20 protein-coding genes and 1 riboswitch are annotated in these 22,128 nt (G+C 33.7%); of the genes, 4 read left to right on the top strand and 16 right to left on the bottom strand.

Annotated features, from left to right (window positions below):
- Positions 1-321: 321 nt before the first annotated feature.
- From ADJ83_RS09775 to ADJ83_RS09805, 7 genes are all read right to left on the bottom strand, one after another.
- Positions 322-807: a nitroreductase family protein gene (locus tag ADJ83_RS09775; protein WP_031539082.1), complete on the bottom strand. Its 486-nt coding sequence runs from the start codon at positions 805-807 to the stop codon at positions 322-324.
- Between the two features lie 102 nt (positions 808-909).
- On the bottom strand, positions 910-2,094 hold the full coding sequence (locus tag ADJ83_RS09780) for a Ger(x)C family spore germination protein (RefSeq protein WP_031539083.1): 1,185 nt from the start codon (positions 2,092-2,094) through the stop codon (positions 910-912).
- Positions 2,095-2,323: 229 nt separating this feature from the next.
- Complete coding sequence (locus tag ADJ83_RS09785; protein ID WP_031539084.1) at positions 2,324-4,150, bottom strand: APC family permease; 1,827 nt, start codon at positions 4,148-4,150, stop codon at positions 2,324-2,326.
- Between the two features lie 98 nt (positions 4,151-4,248).
- Positions 4,249-4,387, bottom strand: a riboswitch (cyclic di-AMP (ydaO/yuaA leader).
- A 280-nt stretch (positions 4,388-4,667) separates the two neighbouring features.
- Positions 4,668-5,852, bottom strand: a complete 1,185-nt coding sequence (locus ADJ83_RS09790) for an NAD(P)/FAD-dependent oxidoreductase (RefSeq protein WP_031539085.1) — start codon at positions 5,850-5,852, stop codon at positions 4,668-4,670.
- 121 nt (positions 5,853-5,973) lie between these two features.
- On the bottom strand, positions 5,974-6,399 hold the full coding sequence (locus tag ADJ83_RS09795; RefSeq protein WP_031539086.1) for a DUF1641 domain-containing protein: 426 nt from the start codon (positions 6,397-6,399) through the stop codon (positions 5,974-5,976).
- A 571-nt stretch (positions 6,400-6,970) separates the two neighbouring features.
- Positions 6,971-7,261, bottom strand: coding sequence for a sensor histidine kinase (locus ADJ83_RS09800; RefSeq protein WP_109769099.1), 291 nt, complete (start codon positions 7,259-7,261; stop codon positions 6,971-6,973).
- A 2-nt stretch (positions 7,262-7,263) separates the two neighbouring features.
- Positions 7,264-8,217, bottom strand: a complete 954-nt coding sequence (locus tag ADJ83_RS09805; protein ID WP_081836696.1) for a histidine kinase dimerization/phospho-acceptor domain-containing protein — start codon at positions 8,215-8,217, stop codon at positions 7,264-7,266.
- Positions 8,218-8,635: 418 nt separating this feature from the next.
- Between ADJ83_RS09805 and ADJ83_RS09810 the strand changes: the two genes are divergently transcribed.
- Entirely contained in the window at positions 8,636-9,991 is a 1,356-nt protein-coding gene (locus ADJ83_RS09810) for an amino acid permease (RefSeq protein ID WP_031539089.1), read from the top strand.
- 95 nt (positions 9,992-10,086) lie between these two features.
- On the opposite strand, the gene ADJ83_RS09815 is transcribed toward ADJ83_RS09810, so the two are convergent.
- Positions 10,087-10,992: a TetR/AcrR family transcriptional regulator gene (locus ADJ83_RS09815; protein ID WP_031539090.1), complete on the bottom strand. Its 906-nt coding sequence runs from the start codon at positions 10,990-10,992 to the stop codon at positions 10,087-10,089.
- Positions 10,993-11,269: 277 nt separating this feature from the next.
- Here ADJ83_RS09815 and ADJ83_RS09820 point away from each other — a divergent pair, with 277 nt between their 5' ends.
- Positions 11,270-12,802 (top strand): DHA2 family efflux MFS transporter permease subunit, encoded by a 1,533-nt coding sequence (locus ADJ83_RS09820; protein WP_031539091.1) that lies wholly within the window; start codon positions 11,270-11,272, stop codon positions 12,800-12,802.
- Positions 12,803-12,853: 51 nt separating this feature from the next.
- On the opposite strand, the gene ADJ83_RS09825 is transcribed toward ADJ83_RS09820, so the two are convergent.
- Positions 12,854-13,894 (bottom strand): 2,3-butanediol dehydrogenase, encoded by a 1,041-nt coding sequence (locus tag ADJ83_RS09825; RefSeq protein WP_031539092.1) that lies wholly within the window; start codon positions 13,892-13,894, stop codon positions 12,854-12,856.
- Between the two features lie 199 nt (positions 13,895-14,093).
- Between ADJ83_RS09825 and ADJ83_RS09830 the strand changes: the two genes are divergently transcribed.
- The gene (locus ADJ83_RS09830) at positions 14,094-14,981 is read left to right on the top strand and encodes a LysR family transcriptional regulator (RefSeq protein WP_031539093.1); all 888 of its coding nucleotides are present in this window, start codon (positions 14,094-14,096) and stop codon (positions 14,979-14,981) included.
- Between the two features lie 18 nt (positions 14,982-14,999).
- On the opposite strand, the gene ADJ83_RS09835 is transcribed toward ADJ83_RS09830, so the two are convergent.
- The 4 genes from ADJ83_RS09835 to ADJ83_RS09850 are packed head-to-tail and all read right to left on the bottom strand — an operon-like array spanning position 15,000 to position 17,790.
- Entirely contained in the window at positions 15,000-15,596 is a 597-nt protein-coding gene (locus ADJ83_RS09835; RefSeq protein WP_048717692.1) for a VanZ family protein, read from the bottom strand.
- 16 nt (positions 15,597-15,612) lie between these two features.
- On the bottom strand, positions 15,613-16,845 hold the full coding sequence (locus ADJ83_RS09840; protein WP_031539095.1) for an FtsW/RodA/SpoVE family cell cycle protein: 1,233 nt from the start codon (positions 16,843-16,845) through the stop codon (positions 15,613-15,615).
- Positions 16,838-17,254 carry a PadR family transcriptional regulator gene (locus tag ADJ83_RS09845; RefSeq protein ID WP_031539096.1) on the bottom strand — a complete coding sequence of 139 codons (417 nt, stop codon included), beginning with the start codon at positions 17,252-17,254 and terminating at the stop codon, positions 16,838-16,840. The genes ADJ83_RS09840 and ADJ83_RS09845 overlap by 8 nt, the downstream gene beginning before the upstream one ends.
- Positions 17,239-17,790 carry a sigma-70 family RNA polymerase sigma factor gene (locus tag ADJ83_RS09850; protein WP_031539097.1) on the bottom strand — a complete coding sequence of 184 codons (552 nt, stop codon included), beginning with the start codon at positions 17,788-17,790 and terminating at the stop codon, positions 17,239-17,241. The genes ADJ83_RS09845 and ADJ83_RS09850 overlap by 16 nt, the downstream gene beginning before the upstream one ends.
- 84 nt (positions 17,791-17,874) lie before the next feature.
- Between ADJ83_RS09850 and ADJ83_RS09855 the strand changes: the two genes are divergently transcribed.
- Positions 17,875-18,300, top strand: a complete 426-nt coding sequence (locus tag ADJ83_RS09855; protein WP_031539098.1) for an AI-2E family transporter — start codon at positions 17,875-17,877, stop codon at positions 18,298-18,300.
- On the opposite strand, the gene ADJ83_RS09860 is transcribed toward ADJ83_RS09855, so the two are convergent.
- The 3 genes from ADJ83_RS09860 to ADJ83_RS09870 form a co-directional block, all read right to left on the bottom strand.
- A complete protein-coding gene (locus tag ADJ83_RS09860; protein ID WP_035416638.1) occupies positions 18,237-19,517 on the bottom strand; it encodes an MDR family MFS transporter in 1,281 nt (426 codons plus the stop codon). The genes ADJ83_RS09855 and ADJ83_RS09860 overlap by 64 nt on opposite strands.
- A gap of 179 nt (positions 19,518-19,696) precedes the next feature.
- Positions 19,697-20,320 (bottom strand): SGNH/GDSL hydrolase family protein, encoded by a 624-nt coding sequence (locus tag ADJ83_RS09865; RefSeq protein WP_031539100.1) that lies wholly within the window; start codon positions 20,318-20,320, stop codon positions 19,697-19,699.
- A gap of 138 nt (positions 20,321-20,458) precedes the next feature.
- Positions 20,459-21,466, bottom strand: coding sequence for a metal ABC transporter substrate-binding protein (locus ADJ83_RS09870; protein WP_031539101.1), 1,008 nt, complete (start codon positions 21,464-21,466; stop codon positions 20,459-20,461).
- Positions 21,467-22,128: the final 662 nt, after the last annotated feature.

Below are 22,128 nucleotides of genomic sequence, written 5' to 3' on the forward strand. Positions count from 1 at the left end.
CCAAGTTATTATATATACTGAACGAAATTTCCGCAATAAGTGGATTCTATCCATTTTTGCAAAATGGAATAAACTTCTTTGTATGCACCTAAGTCTATTTTCCTAAAGATGTGACTAAAAGGAAGTGATCGGGACACTAATATTCCAGCCAAAGCTAAAACCGAACAAATCATTCGAAAATGGCTGAATGATTGTTCGGTATTATTATTAGTTTAATAAACGGCTATTTTATTTAGGCTCTTCTTGCCTGCAACTAGAGTTATTATTTTTTTCGAAAAAATTTTTAAAAAATAATTACCTTTAAAAGCAAAACGAAAGGCCTTAATCTAAGTAGGTAATTTTGTCCTCAATGGAAGCTCTTTCTTTCGCAGCCATAATTTCTTCTGGATAACCAATTGCCAATACTCCTACGACTTCAAATTCATCGCTCACTCCTAATGTTCTTCTTCCTAACGCAGAAGAACCAACAGAACTCCAGAACGTTCCAATTCCTTCATCCCATGCCTGAAGCATAAAATTTTGAATAAAGCAGGAAACGGCTGATAAGTTTTCATCCCGTTCCATTTGGTTTCTTCCTTTATGTGATAAAATGGCTAAAACCTTTGAAGCCCCACCAAAATTTGTTTTATGCTTTAATTCTGCTCGAGTCTTTTCACCAATAAAAAGAATTTTCCATGGCTCTGTCATCTTATGATTCGGTGCATATCTGGCACGTTGTAGCCATTCCAAAATAATGGAATTATCTACTACTTCAGGTTTAAATTTTTTTATTGTTCTTCTCCCTGTGATTACCTCGGATATATTCATTTCTACCTCTCCCCTTTTGTGAAGTCTTCCTTCATACTCCTTTTTATCATAACGCTATTGTTATCTTTTTTAAAGAATTCCTATTATTAAAAGACAGTTAATTTAATTTATCTTATAGCTATTGTTTCTAAAACCACTTCTTTTTATTTCTATATTTACATGAACATTTATCTTTGCATCTTTAAAACCAGCATCCCAATTTTCTACATATTGTTTAAAATGCTTATAATCTTGGTCTCTAAATATTTCTCCTAGTCCAAATATGTCTGCCACATATTCTGTTTGCATTTTTTTAATTAGTTTACTGAATTCCTTCTCTAAGTAACTATTGCTCCGTTCTTCAAAATCTTCAAATGCGTTTACCTTTGCAGCCTTTATTCCTTTGTCAGATCCATCTAGTGTAGATTCCGCACGAACAAATATATCTATTTGCGGTCTTCCATTAACTTGCCTAGCATTAATTTTCGTCTGCGTATGGATAACTCGTAATCCAAAAAACTTTTGGTCTTCATAAGGAATCGTCAAAGAAGTACGTTCCAATTTATTTTGAATCCACAATAAAATTCTTGTTTCTTGCAAATTCAGATAACCTTGGAGCTTTCCGTATTTAAAAATCGCTAAAGAATCAATTTTTGCGATTGCTCCTGGTTTTGTTGTCTTAATATTATCCATACTCCCTCCTATTTCTTTATCGCCTGAAATGATCATAGCTGCTAACACAGGAACTTGACCTTCTGATGAATATGTACGAATGAAATCGTTTAATTTCATTCCAGGTGTTCCTCCCCATTCCTTAAGCATATGATCCAGCTGCGGAAATATTTTTAAAGAGGAAACTTTTTGATAATCATTAATGATCCGCAAAAAATCAACAGCCTCTCCATCTTTCGCAACAACTATGTTGAAGTCATCTCTTATTTCTCTATCCCTATCGAAATAATCCATAAAGCTGAGAATACCTTCTCGAGCTATTTCTTCACCAATGACAAGTAATCTCGTATGTGAAAATTCCAAATGAGTAGATATTGCAACATTAAACTTATGGGTAATCTCTCCCATTGTATCCCCTTCAATCGAGTAAACAATTGCGGGAGCCAAACCTTGAGCAGTTCTGGGATTTAGCTCTGTTGCAGAAGTGCTCTCTATAGATAACTTATACTTATGGGTTTCCCCTTTATCCACTGCTATCCCTGTCACAATGGCATTTTGATTAAGTTCCGAATGATCCCAACAACCAGTTAACAAAAAGATAGATATAATGGATATACTTAATAAGAAGCTTCTCATATTTTATACTACTCCCTTAGAATCATCGATATCACACATATATCCTCCCTAACAATATTCACCTTGCTAGGATAACTAGTAAGAAACACTTCTGCTGTCCATGTTGACTTCAGAAAACTATTGCTTACTTAACTATACAAAAAAAGGATAATTTTATTTTTTTCAAAGTTTACCAATAGGTTATGAAAAAAATGAAAAATTATCCTTTATATCATAATAATTTTATATACTATTTTCTTAAATGATAGGGAACAGTAGTTACAATTATATTTCGTTTATATAATAGATGTGCCTTGATCAATAGACTGGACTGATTGTGTAAGAAATTATGCCAACTTTTCTTCGTAATAAATTGTGGGATAATAACCGTCACACTACGTTTCTGTTCCGCCGCTTTTTCCTCTATTGTATCAATAAATCTTGCTAGTGGCCTAATCAAACTTCGATATTGTGAATGAATGGTTACTAAACGAATATCTGGTCTAAATTCTTCCCATTTTTCCTCCATTCTTCTCTCACTCTCTCTGTCAAATGCAACATATACAGCAACTACTACATCTCCTACCGTCTCCGCATATGCTAAAGAATTCTCTACCACTTTCGTTACCCCGGCAACTGGAAGAATAACGATATTCCCTTCCATTTTTATCGCTGAACGTGGCTTTGCTACTCTTAATTGTTCTGCAACATTTTGATAATGCTTGTTTATTTTATGAAACCCGAAAACAACAATAGGAAGAAAGAATAATACTGGCCACACTTGAAAAAACTTAGTTGTGAACAAAATTACTAAAACGGTAAAGGTAATAAACGCTCCAATTAAATTAATTGCTAACTTCCCTTTCCAACCCTCAGGCTTCTCTTTCATCCATTTTCTGCTCATTCCTGTTTGCGATAATGTAAATGGAATAAATACACCAACTGCATATAAAGGAATCAGCTTTTCTGTATGACCATCGAAGAAAATGATTAATAATATAGAGGAGATACCTAAGATAACAATTCCATTTGAATAGCTTAATCGATCTCCTCTAACTGTAAATATACGTGGCATATATTTATCCGACGCTAAATTTACGGCAAGCAACGGAAACGCAGCATAGCCAGTATTAGCTGCCAATATTAAAATGATGGCAGTTGTCACTTGGATAAAATAATACATAGCATTTTTTCCAAACACTTCGGTAGCTATTTGAGAAATTACCGTTTCCTCTCCACTCGGAGCAATCCCAAACCAGAAGGCAAGAAAAGTAATCCCGGAAAATAATACAGCTAAAAATAACCCCATCATCGTTAACGTTTTAACTGCATTTTTGGCAGATGGTTCTTTGAAATTTGGCACAGCATTAGAAATTGCTTCCACACCTGTTAAAGCAGAACAGCCAGAAGAAAATGCCTTTAACAATAAAAAGACACTTAACCCTGGAACAGTCGTCCCAATCGGCGTGTGTAGCTCTGTAGGAACTTCTCCGTTTACAACCTTCCAAATACCAACACCAATTAAAATTAATAAAGTAAAAACAAACAAATAGACGGGATAAGCTAAAATAGACGCAGATTCGGTTACCCCTCTTAAATTTAAAATTGTTATCAGAATAACCATCAATATTGCGATAATAACATTGTAATGATACAAACTTGGAAAAGCAGAAGTTATCGCATCTGTTCCAGCCGAAACACTAACTGCGACGGTTAGAATATAGTCTACTAAAAGCGATCCACCTGCAATAAGTCCTGCATTTTCGCCTAAATTATTTTTAGATACAACATATGCTCCTCCACCTTGTGGATAGGCATAAATAATTTGACGATAAGACAACATCAAAGCTGTCAATAAAATAAGCACACCAATCGCAATAGGAATAGAGTACCAATAAGCAAGGAATCCTACTGCCGATAAGACAAGCAAAATCTGTTCTGTTCCATACGCTACAGATGAAAGCGCATCAGATGAAAGTATAGCCAACGCTTTTAATTTATTTAATTTTTGTTCTCCTAAAGCACTTGTTTTCAAAGGTTTTCCAATAATGATTCTTTTGACGGTTGATTTATTCACGATATATCCCTCACTATAAACTTTTCATAACTTTACTTTTAAACACAAAAAAACTACAAAGAATTACTTTGTAGTCGTATAATAGTGTACGCCAAGTATTCTCCCCTCTAAACGCTTCCGGAGTTAGCTGTCGGATTAGGGCATATGAGAGTTGCCCTTCCTTAATAAGGATTCACCCCTAGTGTTTCACACAATGTCGGGTCCCCCGTTCCAAAATGAATTAAGCGATTTGTATTAATTTGTTTTAACATGAATGATATTACGCCTGAAATTTAGGAAAGTAAAGAAACAAAAAGGAGTAAAATAAAGCAAATTTAACCGAAAAAGACAACCTAAGCTATTTTACATGGAAGAAATTATCTCTATCTCATTATTTTATATATTATCTACATTTATTAAAGGCTGCTCACTATTTCAAATTCAGTCCGTTTCGAGATGGAAAGTCTTTTAGAAAACAGCCAAAAGAAAAAAAGATGAGTACAGTGCCATGCACCATACTCATCTTTGTTCACTAGGATTAATAAGCTAAGCTGAATAATCCTTTAATATGTGATAAGTAACGAATATTACTTGCTTCTTTCATTAGGGAAGCAGGTAATCCTTTTAATGGAGTGGAGCTTCCGCCTACGATTGCAACTCCATCTTTTCTACCAAGACTAGCAAGTGTACCAGAGTTAATTGGATCAAAAGTATCTAATGCTCCGTTTTCCAGGTAAGCATATAGATTGTATCCGATTAATTCTCCCATTTGCCAAGCAATTTGCGCAGTTGGTGGTGCTGGACGACCATCTCCATCAGCAGGGAAGTATACAGCACTGTCACCAGCAACAAAGACATCAGGGTGTGAAGTAGACTGTAAGAATTCATTAACTGTTGCACGGCCACGGTTAACTTCTAATCCAGAAACACCAACTAATGGGTTTCCTTGAACGCCGCCTGTCCATACAAATGTATTAGCAACGATTTGTTGACCATCTTTAAGATCAATAACATTGCCTGCTACATTTGTTACAGGAAGTCCAGTTAAGAATGTTACGCCACGCTTTTCCAAGCTTTTTGTCGCACGTTCGATTAAGTCTTCTGGTAAGACAGGAAGAATTTTCGGACCTGCTTCTACTAATAGTAATTTAATATCTTGGAAATCAACACCGTATTTTTTTGTTAATCCTGGTAAGATATCAGCAAGTTCACCAACAAGTTCGACACCTGTTAGTCCGCCACCACCAATTAAAATAGTAGCATCTTCTTGTTTTCTTGTTTTCGCATATTCACGAATACGATCTTCAACATGGTTGTAAATTTTGTTTGCATCATCTGCAGATTTAAGAACCATGCTGTTTTCTTCTAATCCTGGGATACCGAAGTATGCAGTTACACTTCCTAAAGCAACAACTAATGCATCATAAGTTAGTTTAGATCCATCACCTAAAGCAACTTCTTTTGTATCCACGTTGAAAGAATCAACGGAAGCAATTTTCAAATCAATGTCTTTCCCTTTAAATAATTTCTCTAGCGGCATAGCAACTGCTTTTTCAGAAACGTTTCCTGCTGCTAAACGGTGCAATTCCGTAATAATTTGATGTGTTGGATATTTATTAATTACAGTAACTGTAGCTTCTGCTTTACTGTAAAATTTACGAACATTTAAAGCTGCTAAAAGGCCGCCGTATCCAGCACCTAATATAACGATATGTTTTGACATAGTAAATCCTCCGTCCTTATTACATTTAAAAGTATTGGCAGGCTTCCTTTTCTGCATTGTCCTTAAAGGAATTCCTTTTTATTAGACAAATAGCTTACTTTGGAAGACTCTACATGAAAGATTATTTATTATTGCGCTCTGACATAATTTGAAGATAGCTCTGTAGAAAACGGAACATCTTTTGTGCTTGTGGATCTTTTAACATTTTCATTAAACCAAAGATGCCAATTGTTTCATTGCTTTCTTCAGCACGATCTTTTGCTTCAATTGCTGCTGAAGCCATTCCTTTAACTGAATGGATTACTGGTTCGAACATTTCAGTAGTCGCACCAACAATATCGCCCTTAAAAACTTCATCTTGTGATAATGATTGAACAACATCATATGATTTAGATAATCCATTAACCATTTCCGTTAACTTAGGTAATTGCTCGATTAATGTTGTCAATGATTCTTGTACCTCAGGCTTTAACAACTGATCCAATAGGTCTTGATTTGTAGCAGTCAGTTGTTTTTCAGCATTCGTTTGAGCAGTAGTTTCTGACATAACTGATTCTCCTTTACTATAAGCTTTTCGCTTAAATGTTATTAACAAATTTCTTGTGATTGACTGCACAAAAATTTGCAAAAGATATTTTTACCAACTCTAGTTAAAATGATTGAAGGTATGTACAAAATAAAATCCTGGTTAAAGTCCTCTTTAAAACCTTAGAAGAGGATGTGTACAACCTCTCCATCATTAAACTCCTTTAATATAATACCACTTTTTGAACAAAAATAAATGTAAGTTTGACAAAAAAATAGAGTTTTTTTGAATAAAAGTGAAGTTTATCACCTATAAAGTGATTGTCGCCACAAAAACAACAAATAAAATATTTACTCGAAATATTCTCAGTTTTTATATTTCCTAAACTATTATGTGAGAAAACGGATGAAATATTCATTCCTTCCTTATATATATTCTTCAGAAAAACCAAAAACCCCTGTAAGTGTTTACATTTTACCTTCTTAAAAGAATGTATGAGCAAAATTTATCCGTAGTTTATACTATGCCCATACATCTCTCTTTTATTTAGGCTAGGCTACTAGCATTACTAAAGAATTTATTTTAACAGCATTTATTTACTAACAATCGGCAAATAAATAGAAAAAGTTGTTCCTTTGTTAACTTTACTTTTAATCTTGATTTTGCCGTTTAGGTGATGAACAATATTAAAGCAAACCGTTGTACCGATACCTGTTCCTTGTGTTTTTGTGGAGTAAAAAGGAGTTCCTAATCTGTTCAGTTCATCTTCAGACATTCCTTTTCCATTATCCATAATATTAATCTTTATATATTTTTCTTTTATTTGTTCGGATATAACCACTTCCCCCTTGCTCTCTATTGCTTCAATAGCATTCTTGATCATATTTATAAACAATTGCAGAATTTCATCTTGCCCAGCATTAATGAACAAGGGGTATGAACGTGATTAATAATTTTTACGTTATTTAATAGTGCATAGGGGTTGATTATCTCTTCTACTTTTTTTAGAAAAACAGCTAAATCAATCTGTTCTTTAACCCCTTCATTTGGCCGAGCAAGTGATAAATAATCATTTATAATTTTTTCAGCCCTGACTAATTCTGATCCCATAAGTGAAAGCATCTCTTGTTGTTTTTCTGTGATATTGGAGGATTCTTTCAATAAATGAGTGTATCCTTTAACAACCGTTAAAGGATTTCGTATTTCATGTGCAACAGAAGCGGCCATTTCGCCAATTAATCTTATCCGCTCTGTTTGCTGTTTTTGCTCCTTCTGCCTTTCTTGATAAGAGAGTGACTCTATTAGATAAATAGAGATAATAAAAGTAACGAGATGAGCTAAATATAAATAAACAATAAATGTTAAGGTTATTTTATTTGTGAAAAATGAAGTAGCGATTAAATCAATGCTTATAGGAAATAACGATGTAATACAAGCTATCATTATTTTTTTTATGAAAGATTGGGTCTGTTTGTATCTTTTGATGGCATAATACAAAATGGGTAGTGATAACAGTACGATAATCATTGTCACTAATAATCCTGCATTAACGCCAATCATATATCTGTAAATCCCCATCACAACAGTTGTCAATAAACCTGCTGGAAACCCTCCATAGAAAAAAGCTATCAACCAAGGAATTGTCCTTAAATCATAAATATGCCCAGGTGCTATTTCTAAAGGAAATGTCATGGATAAAATTAATATGGCTGAACAATAAATAAAGGTGAATACTGTTTTATTTTTAATTTTCATTTTATGAAAATAATAATAATAAATAAAAATTGGCACAACATTTAATAATAGAACGAATAAGTAATTGTCGAATCTGATCATCATTTCTCCCCATTTACGAAAAAATTCTCACCTCATCTAAGTTACCATCATTTCACAATTATTTCTATTATGAAGGCAATTTTCGCAAAGTTTGTTTCTATCGCCCGCAGCCGGAATACACTTCGCTTTCCGTGGGGCTCGCGCTGAGCCGCTTCACAGCTCACGCTCCTGCAGGGTCTAAGGACTCGCGCTAATCCCACAGGAGTCTACGTGTATTCCGGCTGCTATTTGCTTCCAACTAATTCTTTTTTCCTATTGAAAAAAACAACAATCTCTTAGAAAACAGCCATTATGAATGTAATTTTTCCTATTTTAAGTAAAGCAAATAATTGCTGTAAAAGCTGACATACTAATAGTGGTTACTTTGTAAGGCAATCTTTTTTATGTAATCCCTTCATCATTACTGAAAGAGGAGAAAGACATGACGAAAAAACAAAACAATTCAAATTCATCTAAATCTGAAAATCTAAAATGGTGGCAGCTATCCTTAATTGGTGTAGGTTGTACGATAGGAACTGGCTATTTTCTAGGGTCTAGTCTTGGCATTAAAGAAACGGGTCCTTCCATCGTTTTCACCTTTATCTTAGCTGCTATTGGTACATACATTGTTTTTAATCAATTAGCTAAAATGACTGCTGAAGACCCCCAAGAAGGATCTTTCTGTTATTATGCAAACAAAGCATTTGGTCCATGGGCTGGCTTTAGTTGTGGATGGAATTATTGGTTCTCTAATATCCTCATCATGGGCAGCCAATTAACAGCACTTTCGCTTTTATCACAGTTTTGGTTTCCCAAAGTTCCATTATGGGTATTCGCGTGTATTTATGCTGTTCTATCATTATTTGTTGTCTTTCTAGGAACGAAAGGCTTTGATCGCGTTGAAAATTATTTAGCTATTATCAAAACAGCAGCGATTATTATGTTTATTGGATTAGCAGCAGCTGCTGTATTTGGCTGGATACATGGAGGCAATAGTGATATTTCTATTCCTCATTCCATGAATGAACTATTCCCAAAAGGCTACAAAGGGTTCTGGATTTCTTTATTATTTGCATTTTATGCATATGGAGGAATAGAAGTAATCGGGTTAATGGCTATGCAGTTAAAAGATAAAAAAGATGCACCGAAAGCTGGGACAAATATGCTAATCATTCTTGTGATCATATACGTACTTTCTCTAGGGCTGGCGTCGATTTTAGCGCCACTCGATCAGTTTTCCGAAAAAGAGAGTCCATTTGTAACCGCCTTATCAGATTATCATTTGAACTTTTTTCCACATGTCTTTAATGGAGCTATTATCGTTGCAGGATTTTCCACTATGACTGCTTCTTTATTTGGAGTAACTAGCTTGTTAGTTACGTTAGCAAATGATGGGGATGCACCAAAGATCTTTACAAAAAAATTAAAGAAATTTAACCAGCTACCTCTTCCTTCCTTTATTCTTGGAGGAATTGGGCTCTTTGCTTCTGTTATTGCCGCCCTTTTATTACCAGGGAAGATATTCGAATACATTACAACGGCAGCTGGGATTCTTTTATTATACAATTGGGCTTTCATTCTGTTTTCTTCCTTTAAAGTACTGAAAGGAAAACTTTGGGATAAAATAAAATCTTCATTTGGTATTTTACTTATTGTCTCTGCTGTTGCAGGAACCATTATTGAAAAGCAAGTTCGAATCGGCTTCTTTGTTAGCTTAGCATTTGTTGTGATTATTGCAGCAGCTACATTTTTCATGCGACATAAATTGGGGAAAAACAAGGCAGGCTGTGCAGAATAAGTCAAATGTTATTCCCCACTTTACCAATAAACTTTAGAAAATAGCAAAAAGGAAAAGTCATCATTTTAACTGTGACTTTTCCCTATTGACAGTTATTAATTCTGTTTAGAATATATTTTTTCCATGCTTTCTATAAGTGTTAGAACCATTTTAGCATATGGTGAATCTTTTACTTCTTGCATCAAAGACATCAATGTACTTTCGATAATAAAATATCTTGGGTGTTTGATCTCTATCTCTTCTTCAACGAATGTTAATAATTGTTCTATTTTTTCATGATTAGTTAGCCTATCATTATCTTTTTTTACATTCGCTTTTAACGTATAAAGCATACAATAAATTTCCTTTTTCCCCAAATCTTCATTGTTTATAGTTTGAACTGCAAGCCAATTATAAAGCATATCTGGATTTAAAAGTACTTCCTTTGTATTAGATAAATGGTTAACCATATCAAGAACTCTATTCACACAATACTGAACAATTTCATGAACATTTGTGTTATCTTGATAGACTAAAGTATGCATATAAATAGTAGAATGAATCATACCCATTAACATGATAGAGCAATCCAATAAATAGGTTTTGTTTTTTGAGCCACAAATATCTACTAATCGATTATACACCCAGTTTAACTCATGTACTCTTCTATTTTTTATATAGTTTTTTAATTCTTCATCATTCGTAAAAAGAATTTCTTCAAATAAAGAAATAATTTTATATTGGTTATTTGTCTTAATTAACATTTCAATTTGCTTAATAAAAAGAGTACTATCTGCTTTATCTTGACCAATTAATAATTGCTTCCTTTGCCATTCTAATTCCGTATAGATATTCTTAAAAATAGAAATCAACAATTCATTTTTACTCGAAAAGTAATTATAAAACGTACCTTTAGAAATATTACTTGCAGCTAATATGTCTTGAATAGACGTTTGTTGAAATCCATTTTCAATAAATAATTCATGGGCTTGCTGCATTACATGCTGTTTACGTTTGTTCATTTCATCACCTTTAGAAGAAAATTAGACTACTGGTTCAAATTATATACTAGGTTATTCACAAAGAAATTACAATCATTCCACAAGAATATTAGCAGATAAACCCCAGTGTTATAAGGAGTTCATCTGAAAAATCTTGCGTTCATTTCAACCAAACTTTTTTTACTTAGGGATTCTAAACATTTTTATTGCAATATTTATACTACAGGTATATTATTATTTAAGCTTAGTTTCAATAAGGATATTAAGAACATATAGGTCATGAGGAGGAATTGTTTTAATGAACATAAATGCAACAACGAATGAAAAAAAACCGCCATATGGCATAATTGTTATTTTAATGGCTGGTGCCTTTGTCGCATTTCTAAATTCAACACTGTTAAATATTGCTTTACCATCTATAAGCGCGGACTTCGAAATTGATCCATCTATTGGACAATGGCTTATTACTGGCTATATGCTGGTTAATGGAGTTATGATTCCAACATCCGCTTTCTTAATTCAAAAATATTCAACAAGAAGATTATTTATCACAGCAATGTCTCTTTTTGCTTTTGGTACTATAATGGCTGGAATGGCTCATTCCTTCCCAATATTGTTACTTTCACGTATGATACAGGCTTCTGGGTCGTCCATTATGCTACCTGTATTAATGAACTTCTTGTTAACCAGTTTTCCAGTTGAAAAACGTGGGAGTGCAATGGGTGTTTTTGGACTTATTATGACTTTCGCTCCAGCAATTGGTCCGACCTTATCAGGATATATTGTCGAACATTATGAATGGAGAATGTTATTCTATGTTGTTTCGCCAATTGCCATCATTGTTTTAATTTTAGCGATTTTTAAAATTAAGGATAAGAAGGAAAAAGTGGATATTCACATCGATCGCTTATCTGTCGTTTTATCGAGCCTAGGATTCGGTGGTTTATTATACGGATTTAGTTCTGCAGGTACAAAAGGATGGACTAATATTCATGTTTATGGCACTTTAATTGTGGGTGCAATAGCTCTTATTTTCTTTGTTCTTCGTCAATTAAAAATGACTACTCCAATGCTTGAATTCCGAATCTTTAAGTACCCGTTATTCTCGCTTTCAGCAGTTATTACCATTGTAATTAACATTGCACTATTCTCTGCGATGCTACTGATGCCAATGTATATTCAAACAGTTAGAGGAATTTCCCCATTCCACTCTGGATTGTTATTATTACCAGGTGCGATTATTATGGGAATTATGTCTCCTATTAATGGAAGACTTTTTGACAAATATGGAGCAAGAACACTAGCTTTAATTGGATTAACATTGACTGCAATCACAACCTATATGTTTAGTCAATTATCCATGACAACTACAACAACTACACTAGTACTAATTTATTCCGTACGTATGCTTGGTATGTCCATGGTTATGATGCCGATTATGACAAATGGTTTAAATGAATTGCCACAAAGAATGAATCCGCATGGAACAGCATTAAATAACACATTGTCCCAAGTGTCAGGAGCAATTGGCTCTGCAGTTATGATTACCATCATGTCTCAACGTACAGCAACACATGGGGAAGAATTGGCAGCTCAAGCAATGAAAGAGATGAGTAATTCAACTACTCAACCAACTCCAGAAGCACTTGCTACTATGCAAGAACAGCTCGGAATGCAGGCAATGCTTGAAGGAATTAATGATACCTTCTTAATATCTGTTGGAGTTGTATTAGTCGCACTTATACTTTCCTTTTTCGTAAAACGTGCGGTTCCACCAAAAGAAACAGAAGAACAAACTAGTCCAACGAAAATGAATGAGGCAGTTGAATAAAAATAAATTAAAAGTCAGCGACAATCGCTGACTTTTTTATAAATTATTTACTCATTCTGCACTTACTAAAATCTTCACTTGATTTTTTTCTGATAGCAATGATTTAAAGCCTTCTTCTACTACATCGTCCAATTTAATTTTTTTGGTTACCAATTTATCTGCAGAAAAATAGCCTTTTCTCATTAAGTTCAACACACTTGGAAATACATCTCGATAACCAATAATCCCCTTAATAGTACGTTCCTTGATAACGATATCATTTGGGAGAATTTCCGCGCCTTTTTCCCATATACTTACAATAACAGTTTCTCCTGCAATAGTCGTAGATTGAATAGCCTGTTTTAGAACTACTGGTACCCCAGTAACTTCAAAAGATACATCTACCCCACCATTTGTCCGGTGAATAAGTTCAGCTACAACATCTTCATATTCAGCTGGATTAACAACAATTGCTCCTAATTCTTCCGCTTTTGCCTGGCGTTCAGGAGAAAGCTCTATTGCATAAATATCTGTTGCTCCTGCCGCTTTCAAAGCCTCAATTACTAGTAACCCAATTGGACCACATCCGAAAACTGCAGCAGTATCCCCTGCTTGAACTTTACTAGATCGTACAGCATATAAAGCTACAGCAGAAGGCTCTACTAATGCCCCTTGTTCATAGGATAATTCATCAGGCAATTTATGCAGTAATTCTGTTTCCACAGAGACATATTCGGAGAAACCGCCTCCTCCGCCCGCTAATCCTAAGAATCCCATATTTTCATCTAAATTATAGGCTCCTTGATGACCATGTGTAGCAAAAATCGGTTCAACAACCACTCGATCGCCTACTTGATAATCAGTCACTCCTTCTCCTATTTCAACAATTTCCCCTGAGAATTCATGTCCCAATGTAATTGGTGCTACTTCATTTGTTAAAGGATGTGGCTGATCCACAGGTATAAAAATAGGACCTCCTAAGTATTCATGTAAATCACTTCCACAAATTCCACACCATTTTACTTTTAGTTTTACTTTGCCTGGTTCTACTTGAGGTTCCTTAATATTTTCTAGTCGAATATCTTTTTGGTCATGCCATCTTAATGCTTTCACGAGTAAAACATCCCCTGACTTAAATAGTTTTACAGCTAAACTGCTAAATTTCCATTGCTATTTGTTATTTAAGGCCTTAAAAACGTAAGTTTTAGAAACAAATTAATTATAGTACTTATGTTATTAATATGAAATTATATTATAATTAACTATAGTTAACTTTTACTTAACTAAAACTATTTTTAGAAAGGGTCAACCTATGAATATTGAACAATTAAAATATATAGTAGAAATTTCTAATAGCGGCTCATTAAAAACGGCTGCAGAAAAGTTAAATATTACATTACCTGCTCTAAGTCAATCCGTAACAAAGCTAGAGAAAGAATTAAATGTAGAGATCTTTCACCGTTCTAGAAAAGGTACCTATTCAACACAAAAGGGGGAGATCCTTATCCAAAAAGCTAACGGCGCACTAGAGAAATTACAAGAATTCTTAGATGAAGCAGAAAACTTTTCAGACACATTAAAAGGAGAGTTAAAAATCGCTATGTTTCCGGGACCATTAGATTTGCTGGCTGATCAAATTACTTTATTTAAAAAAGACTTTCCTTCCATTAAGGCTTCTATAGAAGAGGATAATTCCCAGCATGTTATCGAAAAAGTAATAAAAGAAGAAGTTGATATTGGATTTATTATATTTAAAGAAGAAGATATACAAAAATATAAAAATATACATTTTCATAAACTTTATGATGGCTGTATGGTTGTTGCAGTTAATATAAACTCTTCTTTAGCAAACAAATCCTATATCACTGAAAAAATGCTAGAGAACCAGCCAATTATTTTGTACAACGATCAATCTATATTAGAATTCGTCCAAAACTTAGATATGGTGGAAAGTAATATGGAAATTTTATTTACGACAAACAATGTAGAAACAATTCGATATGCATTAGAAAGAAACACAGCGATTAATATTGGCTATGATTATGCCTTTAAAACAATAACTGGGTTAGCAAACAATAATAGTTATGTTACCCTACCTTTTGTAGATACCTTAATAAACACCTATTATTTTGGTTATATATATGCCGCTAATAAAGGCATTTCTAGGGTAGCAAAAGAATTTTTAGAAAGGCTAACATAGTCTTTTCAAAGCTACTTCTCATCTTTGGAGCCCAACTAGTCTTTTTGGAAAAAGAGTATTAAGGATTTTAAAGAGACAATAACCAAAAATAATCCCTAACGCATTTAAAAGAACATCATCAATATCCGTACTTCTCCCAATAAATAGTTGAGTAATTTCAATAAACAATGGGATACCAATTGACATCCAAAACAGTGGAAAAAACTTTCTAAACTGTCGCCATAACAATGGAAGAAAAATCCCAAATGGCACGAAGACGACCACATTTCCTAATAGATTAATAAGAGATACTTGGTTCCAATTACTAACTTGCTCATTAGAAATAGCTAAATAGGAAAAAATTGTTGAAAAAGGAATGAGGTTTATGCTTCTTCCCCCTTCTAATCGTTGAATATAAAGTTTCTGTTTTCCATTCTCCATCGACATATACCATTGTGGAATAATGGTTTGGGATGCAACCCCAATACAGAACAGGACAAATAGAAATAGTAATATTTCCTTATTCCATTTCCACTCTTGCTTCTTTAATCTAATGTAGAGAGTACGACATATTAAATAAATTGGCGCACCAAAAATCATATAAATTAGCATTGACTCTAAATACATTCGAATCATTCGAATCCTCCAAAAGTTATGAGATATTTTTTCTGCGATTAATACTTAACACAAGACCTATCAATAAAGCGTTAATAATGGTCGGCATTAGTCCATAGCTTATAAATGGCAACGATAAAGAGATAATTGGGAATAGCCCCATACACATTCCTATATTATAAATCACTTGGATACTATACAACGCAATCGCACCTATTAAGAGAAGCTTTCCATATCGATTTTTTATGTAACGAACATTTCGAATCATTTTTATTATCAATGCACTAAATAAAATCACAATTACTACTGCTATTACATACCCAAATTGAGAGGAAAGCTGAAGAAATACGGTGTCTGTTCTATTAACAAAAGACAATAACTCCATATCAGAAGAACCTATCCACTTGAGACTTGCCCACATTTTTTCTCGATATAAATATATCCAGCCAACATCTTGCGCATATCTATCAGGAAAAAGGAATCCTAATAATCTATGTAATCTTGCAAAAAAAGCATAGCCGAATAATAATATAAAAAGAACTGCACCCGTAACAATCGACAAGACGATTTGCTTTTTCGAAAAACTGCTCCAAAACAGCATAACAACCACCATAGTATAATAAATAAAGACAGTGGAAATACTATCATATCCTAAATAAAACAATATACTGGAAAAGAAAAAGAACAATAAAAAAGACAGATAGCTAAAATTTTTCTTGGTAAAAAGGGAAGCCCAAGCTAGCAGGAAGAACGGAATTGCCATTATTCCTTTAATGATAATTGGCCCAACTTTTAAATAGTTAATTCCGTTTATTGTAATATTGGAAAAAAGAATGACGGATAGTAATAATATGGATCCTATCATATAAAATACATAGCCTAATTCCTTACATTTCCGATAATCCAAAAACATGATTCCAACAACTATTCCAACTCCCAATAAAATGGTCCATAATTTCTCTGCTATAAATAATAAATCTGACGTTATATTAGGTAAAAGTCCAATCATCAATAAGCAAACTGTACAAGCAAAAACCATCCAATCAACCGTTAGACGGTGCAGTTGATTTAACTCCAGTCCCAATAGAATAGGACTTCCCATTTCTTTAATTGCTCTTTCTTCCGCTTCTTTTTCTTGTAACCCTTTTTTTATCCAACCTTCTTTAGCAAGTTGGATATGATGCTCCATTTCTAATTTAATTGAATCCTTTGCATCTTTTGATTTCACTTGCTCTATCACTTTATCTAAAAATATATGCCTTTTATTCATTTACGTACACCCAATCTATCAATTCTCTAATATCTTTGTTAGCTCCCCCTTCTACTTCCAACTTTTTTTCAAGCTTTTTTCCTTTTCGATCTATTCGGTAATATTTAACCTTTTTATCCTCCCATTCAGAAGCAATGATATTTTTCTGTTCTAAACGATGCAATAAAGTATAGATAAACCCTTCCTTTTTCTCAAATCTTTCAAAGCCACGGGCACGTAACAATTGTGTTAATTCAAAACCAGTTTTTCTATTATGCAGTAATTGTAAAACTGCTAATAGTACTTCCTCTTCCTTATCCTTTATTTGAATTTTTTTTAAGATTTCTTTACGATGCTCCTCACTAAAAGGAAGATGATCAAAATAAGTCTTTTTCAAGCTAGATGGAAGGTTTTTTAGATGTTTTTCCATTTTTCTTCATCTCCTATCTTTTTTAATAAATGCTTTGCTCTTCTAAGTCGTGTTTTGATAGTATTTTCATTTATTTTTAATATGGAAGAAATCTCGTTTATTGATAGTTCTTCAAAGTAAAAGAGAAAAATAATTTCCCGATATACGATTGGCAAATTCATGACAGCTTGAATAAGTAATTGCTCTTCTTCTTTTTGAAGAATTTCTTCTTCCACATTTTCATTTCTGTCTATCCCAAAAAGAAATTCATCATCTACTTTTACAACATTTTTTGCATACCAACTTTTCAAATAATCTTTACAGCGGTTAATAGCTATTCTCCATAGCCATGTTCGTAAGCTAGATTTTCCCTTATATTTATTCAATGAATAATATACTTTTATAAATATATCCTGTGTTAATTCTTCGGCTATTGCTTGATTTCTCACATAGGAAAAAACCAAATGCAACAGCTCTTGTCCATATGTAATCATTATTTCTTCAAATACTTCTTCTTTATTGTCTATTTCATTCCAGCTTGCTGACAATTCTTCCATACGATAACCCCCCTTACTTACTTATTAGACGATAAGATGACGGAAAAAGTTTGGAGGTAAAGACAAAATTGATTAAATTTATTTTTGGTAGGTCCTTGGATTGGTGCTATTCCTTCTGTCATCGTCAGGCTATTACACTCGCCGATACAGGCAATTATTGTTCTCGTAATTGTTGTGATTATTCAACAAATGGAGAGTCTTTTTGTTCAACCACAAATTATTGGAAAAAGGATGTCTATCCATCCAGTCACAGTAATGGTTTTAGTTTTAGTTGCGGGGCGATTTATAGGTGTTATCGGCATGGTTCTTGTAATCCCAATCTTTGCTATTGTTAAAGTAATTGTTACACACACAAACAGACTATGGAGAATTCGACAGGAAGAAAAAATACTTAAAAAAACTCCTGCGGTTTTAGATTATCACCTAATTCCGCAGGAGTTTATTTATTATAACTGTTTCACTGCTTGTAAATTTCTCTTTTTCATTTCGAATTGTTTAAACATCACATAATAAATAAAAGCACTTATTATGGCAAGTATAGCAATAATCAAAAATGTCCATTTGAATCCAAACCACGCACTCATTGGAATAGATAATGGTGCAATCATTTTGGAAAAAGTAAACCTCAGACTAGCTGCTGCAAAATATTTTCCCCTTTGGTCCCGAGGAGCGATTTCCGATATAAAGCTTTGCTGGATTCCTGCTGTCATCAGTTCAGCAAAACTAAATAATAGCATCGCAAACATTAACCCCAAAATCAAATTGGTTTGGCTAAACATAATAACTGCCGTTGCATAAATAAAGGAGGAGACAATAAATACATTCTTCTCTTTGTATTTAGACATCCATCTTGTCACCATTATCGTAAATATAGCTACTACTAAACCATTTTCTGCTAGGATTAATCCAAATGCCTGCGTACTTTGAATCTCTAACGACCAACTGCCGATAGAAAATAATCTTTGGGTTGAAACCATTTCATCGACATAAACAGGCAGTAATAAATCTAATTGCATAAAAGTTTGTCCGATTAATACCCCTGCTAAAATAAACATTAAAAAAGTTCGATCTCTGACAATAACCTGATAATCTTTCATCTGATTACCTAACGCCATCATCCAATTCTTTTTTGTGCCAGTTGCCTCTTTGTATGGTGGGGCTGTTTCTGCTATCCAAATTTTTAAAACAATACTTAATAGAATATTTAATAGTCCAGCTGCTAGTAAAAGGAAGAATCGATAATCCTTATAAAAGAACCCTCCTAATATAGGGCCTATTACTACTGCAATATTAGTAGACGTATAGAATATCGCAAATACACTACTGCGATCTTTCTCCTTAACTACATCAGCTACCATCGCTTGACTTGCTGGCCAATAGATACTTGTAAAAAGGCTAATCACTGTAAAACAGATAAAACTAATGGCAGGAGAATCAAGCCAAGGAGAGCTTGCTAAAGCAAAGACTAGGTAAGAAATCCCTTGCGCCAAGCTTGATAGGACCATCATTTTCTTTCTTCCGTATTTATCTGCATAATAGCCACCAAGTAGATTGGCAACAACCGAAAACCCTTGTGAAAGTATTAATAAGAACCCAGCAATCGATTTGCCAAATGATTCTGTAAAATAAATCGCTAAAAACGGGAAAAACATCCAAAATGTAACATTAACGGTTGATTCACCAGCAAGACGAATCTTTAAATTTCGATCCCAATCTCTAAGTCGCATCGTCATGTTTGTTGTTCACTCTCTTTCTATTTGCTTCTCCTATCATACCTTGATATTTCGGATTAGGAAAGACTTTCTTATTCTTTGGATTAACTGGTTTAGAATAAACAGTTTGCACAAAAAGAAAGAGGCATGTTAGTTAGCAACAACGCCTCTTATACTAATAGTTTTCTATTTTGCTATATTACATTATTATAAGTTTTCAACCATGCCTGTGCCATCAACATATTCCCAGCAGAATTCATATGTACTCCGTCTGTTGTCAACACTTGATGATTGGGTTTCTGTAAATATTCGATAAACACTTGATGTGTCGGGACAACTATTGCTTCATGTTTTTTTGCTAATTGATGAATCACTGCTACAAAATCCTTTAATAAAATATTCCCTTTTGCTTCTACCGATTCCTCGATGATTGTTGGTTCCATTAAAAAGATCCTAGCTTCCGTATTTATCTTTACTTGTGTTAAAAGGCGCTCATATATTTCCCTAAAAATAACAGGAGTAACTTGTTCCATATCAGGGTTGTCTAGCTGTCTCCATACATCATTTATTCCAATTGAAATAGATACTAAATCTGGGCGCAACGATAGGACATCCTCTTCCCACCTTTTCTCTAAATCTAGGATTCTATTTCCATTGATACCTTTATTAAAAAATACCGGCAAAGCTTCAGGCTGATTTATGGCAATATAATCTTTAATATACCGAACATATCCATGACCGATATGTTCGCTATCTTCAAGTTTATCCGCCTGTGTAATACTATCTCCTATAAACACAAACCGTTGATTAGCAACCATCCTTATCCCTCCATCAAAACGCTTTCAATATTACAATAACACTTTTAACTCCCGCAAAGCAACAGGTAAGTACACCTAAATGAAAAGCCTCCATTGGAAAGAGAAAAAACACCAATGGAGACTTCTTAAGCTATGATATTATTGTTGCGCTTGCACAATTTTTTCTAGATTTCTTTCCATTACCTTAATATAATCCAATCCATTATCTTCATCTACTTTGCTTAATACTTCTAATGTGCTAAGCACTTCTGTTTTTGCACCAATTTCAGATGCGAGTGTATCGGCAACCTTTTTAGATGCCGTTTCTTCAAAATAAATAACACTAATATCATGCTCTTTTGCAAAATCCTTTAATTCAGCTAATCGTTGTGCATTTGGTTCTTCTTCTGGTGATAATCCAGAAATTGGTACTTGTGTAAGTCCATATTCACTAGCTAAGTATCCAAATGCAGCATGCTGGGTAATCATCTCTTTTTTCTCTACTTTACTTAAAGCGTCTTGATATTCTTGATCAAGTGCTGATAATTGCGCAATATATGCTTCACTATTTTGTTGATAGCTTTCCTTATTATCTGGATCTGCTTCAATTAGACTAGCTGTAATTGTTTCTACTTCTTTAATCGCTAGTGCTGGGCTTAACCACACATGCGGATCTTTCTCATGGCTATGCTCGTCTTCAGCTTCTTCACTATCATGATCATGGTCTTCCTCTTTGTTCTCATGATCGTGTTCTTCCTCTTCACTCTCAAGATCATGTTCATCTGTAATTCCCTCTTTTAAAGTAATGTCACTACTTGCTTCAACGAACACTGTTTCTTTATTATCAACAGCAGCTTTAATTGTATCTACAAAGCTTTCCATATAAATACTATTAAAAATAAATAAATCTGATGCTTGGACATTTGCTATATCTTTCGGTGTCGGTTCCCAACCATGTGGCTCTTGACTAGAAGGTATAAGTATTTTTACATTTGCCTTATCACCAGCTATGTTTTTTGTAAATTCATACATTGGATAAAATGTTGTCATGATCTGTAGCTTTTCTTTGCTTGATCCACTAGACACATCCTTTTCACCTTTCCCACATGCAGCTATTATCAATACTGCAAGTAACATCATACTAATTAATTTAAATTTTTTCCCCATTTATTTCACCCTGCCTTTTTAAATACTTTCATTATGCAATATTTTTCGGATATTTTCGTAAAGTTAGTTGCTTATCTCCTGTTTCTGTGCAAACAAGTGTAATATTTACTCTCATAATTACCAAACCTTTCTTTGTTCATACCCTAATTATCCATTTGTGATACTGGATAAGTAACCTTGAATGGTGTATCAATACAAGGTTTATGTAAGCTACAATTAGGTTCGCCACCATTTATTGAAAACTGATGAAAATCATAAAGGTAGGAAAACTATTTTTAGCATCTTAACCTCCTTACTTAATATGTGAGGATTAAATAAGACCATTCCTCTTCATTATTCTCTTGTTCCCTCTACTGATTAAAAAAAATACCTACAGAAGTTTTGGTCAGCTCATTTTCCCTTAAAACTCCTTCGGGAACTTTCAATAGGCTGAAAAAACAAATCGAAACAATTACGATTTAGAGTGTTGAGTGAATAATCATTTCATCGACTATCTTATATTAACCGTAATCATTACGATTTGTAAAGTGTTTTATAAAATTTTTTTCCATTGTTTTTTCTATTATTACGTATTGAAAGAACCATCTTAAGCAAAATATTATACAGAAAAAGAGGCTAGGACAAAACTAAATAACTAATCTTTAAAGACGAACAATCTTTAA

The organism is Bacillus sp. 522_BSPC, from assembly GCF_001076885.1.
Lineage (GTDB): Bacteria > Bacillota > Bacilli > Bacillales > Cytobacillaceae > Niallia > Niallia hominis.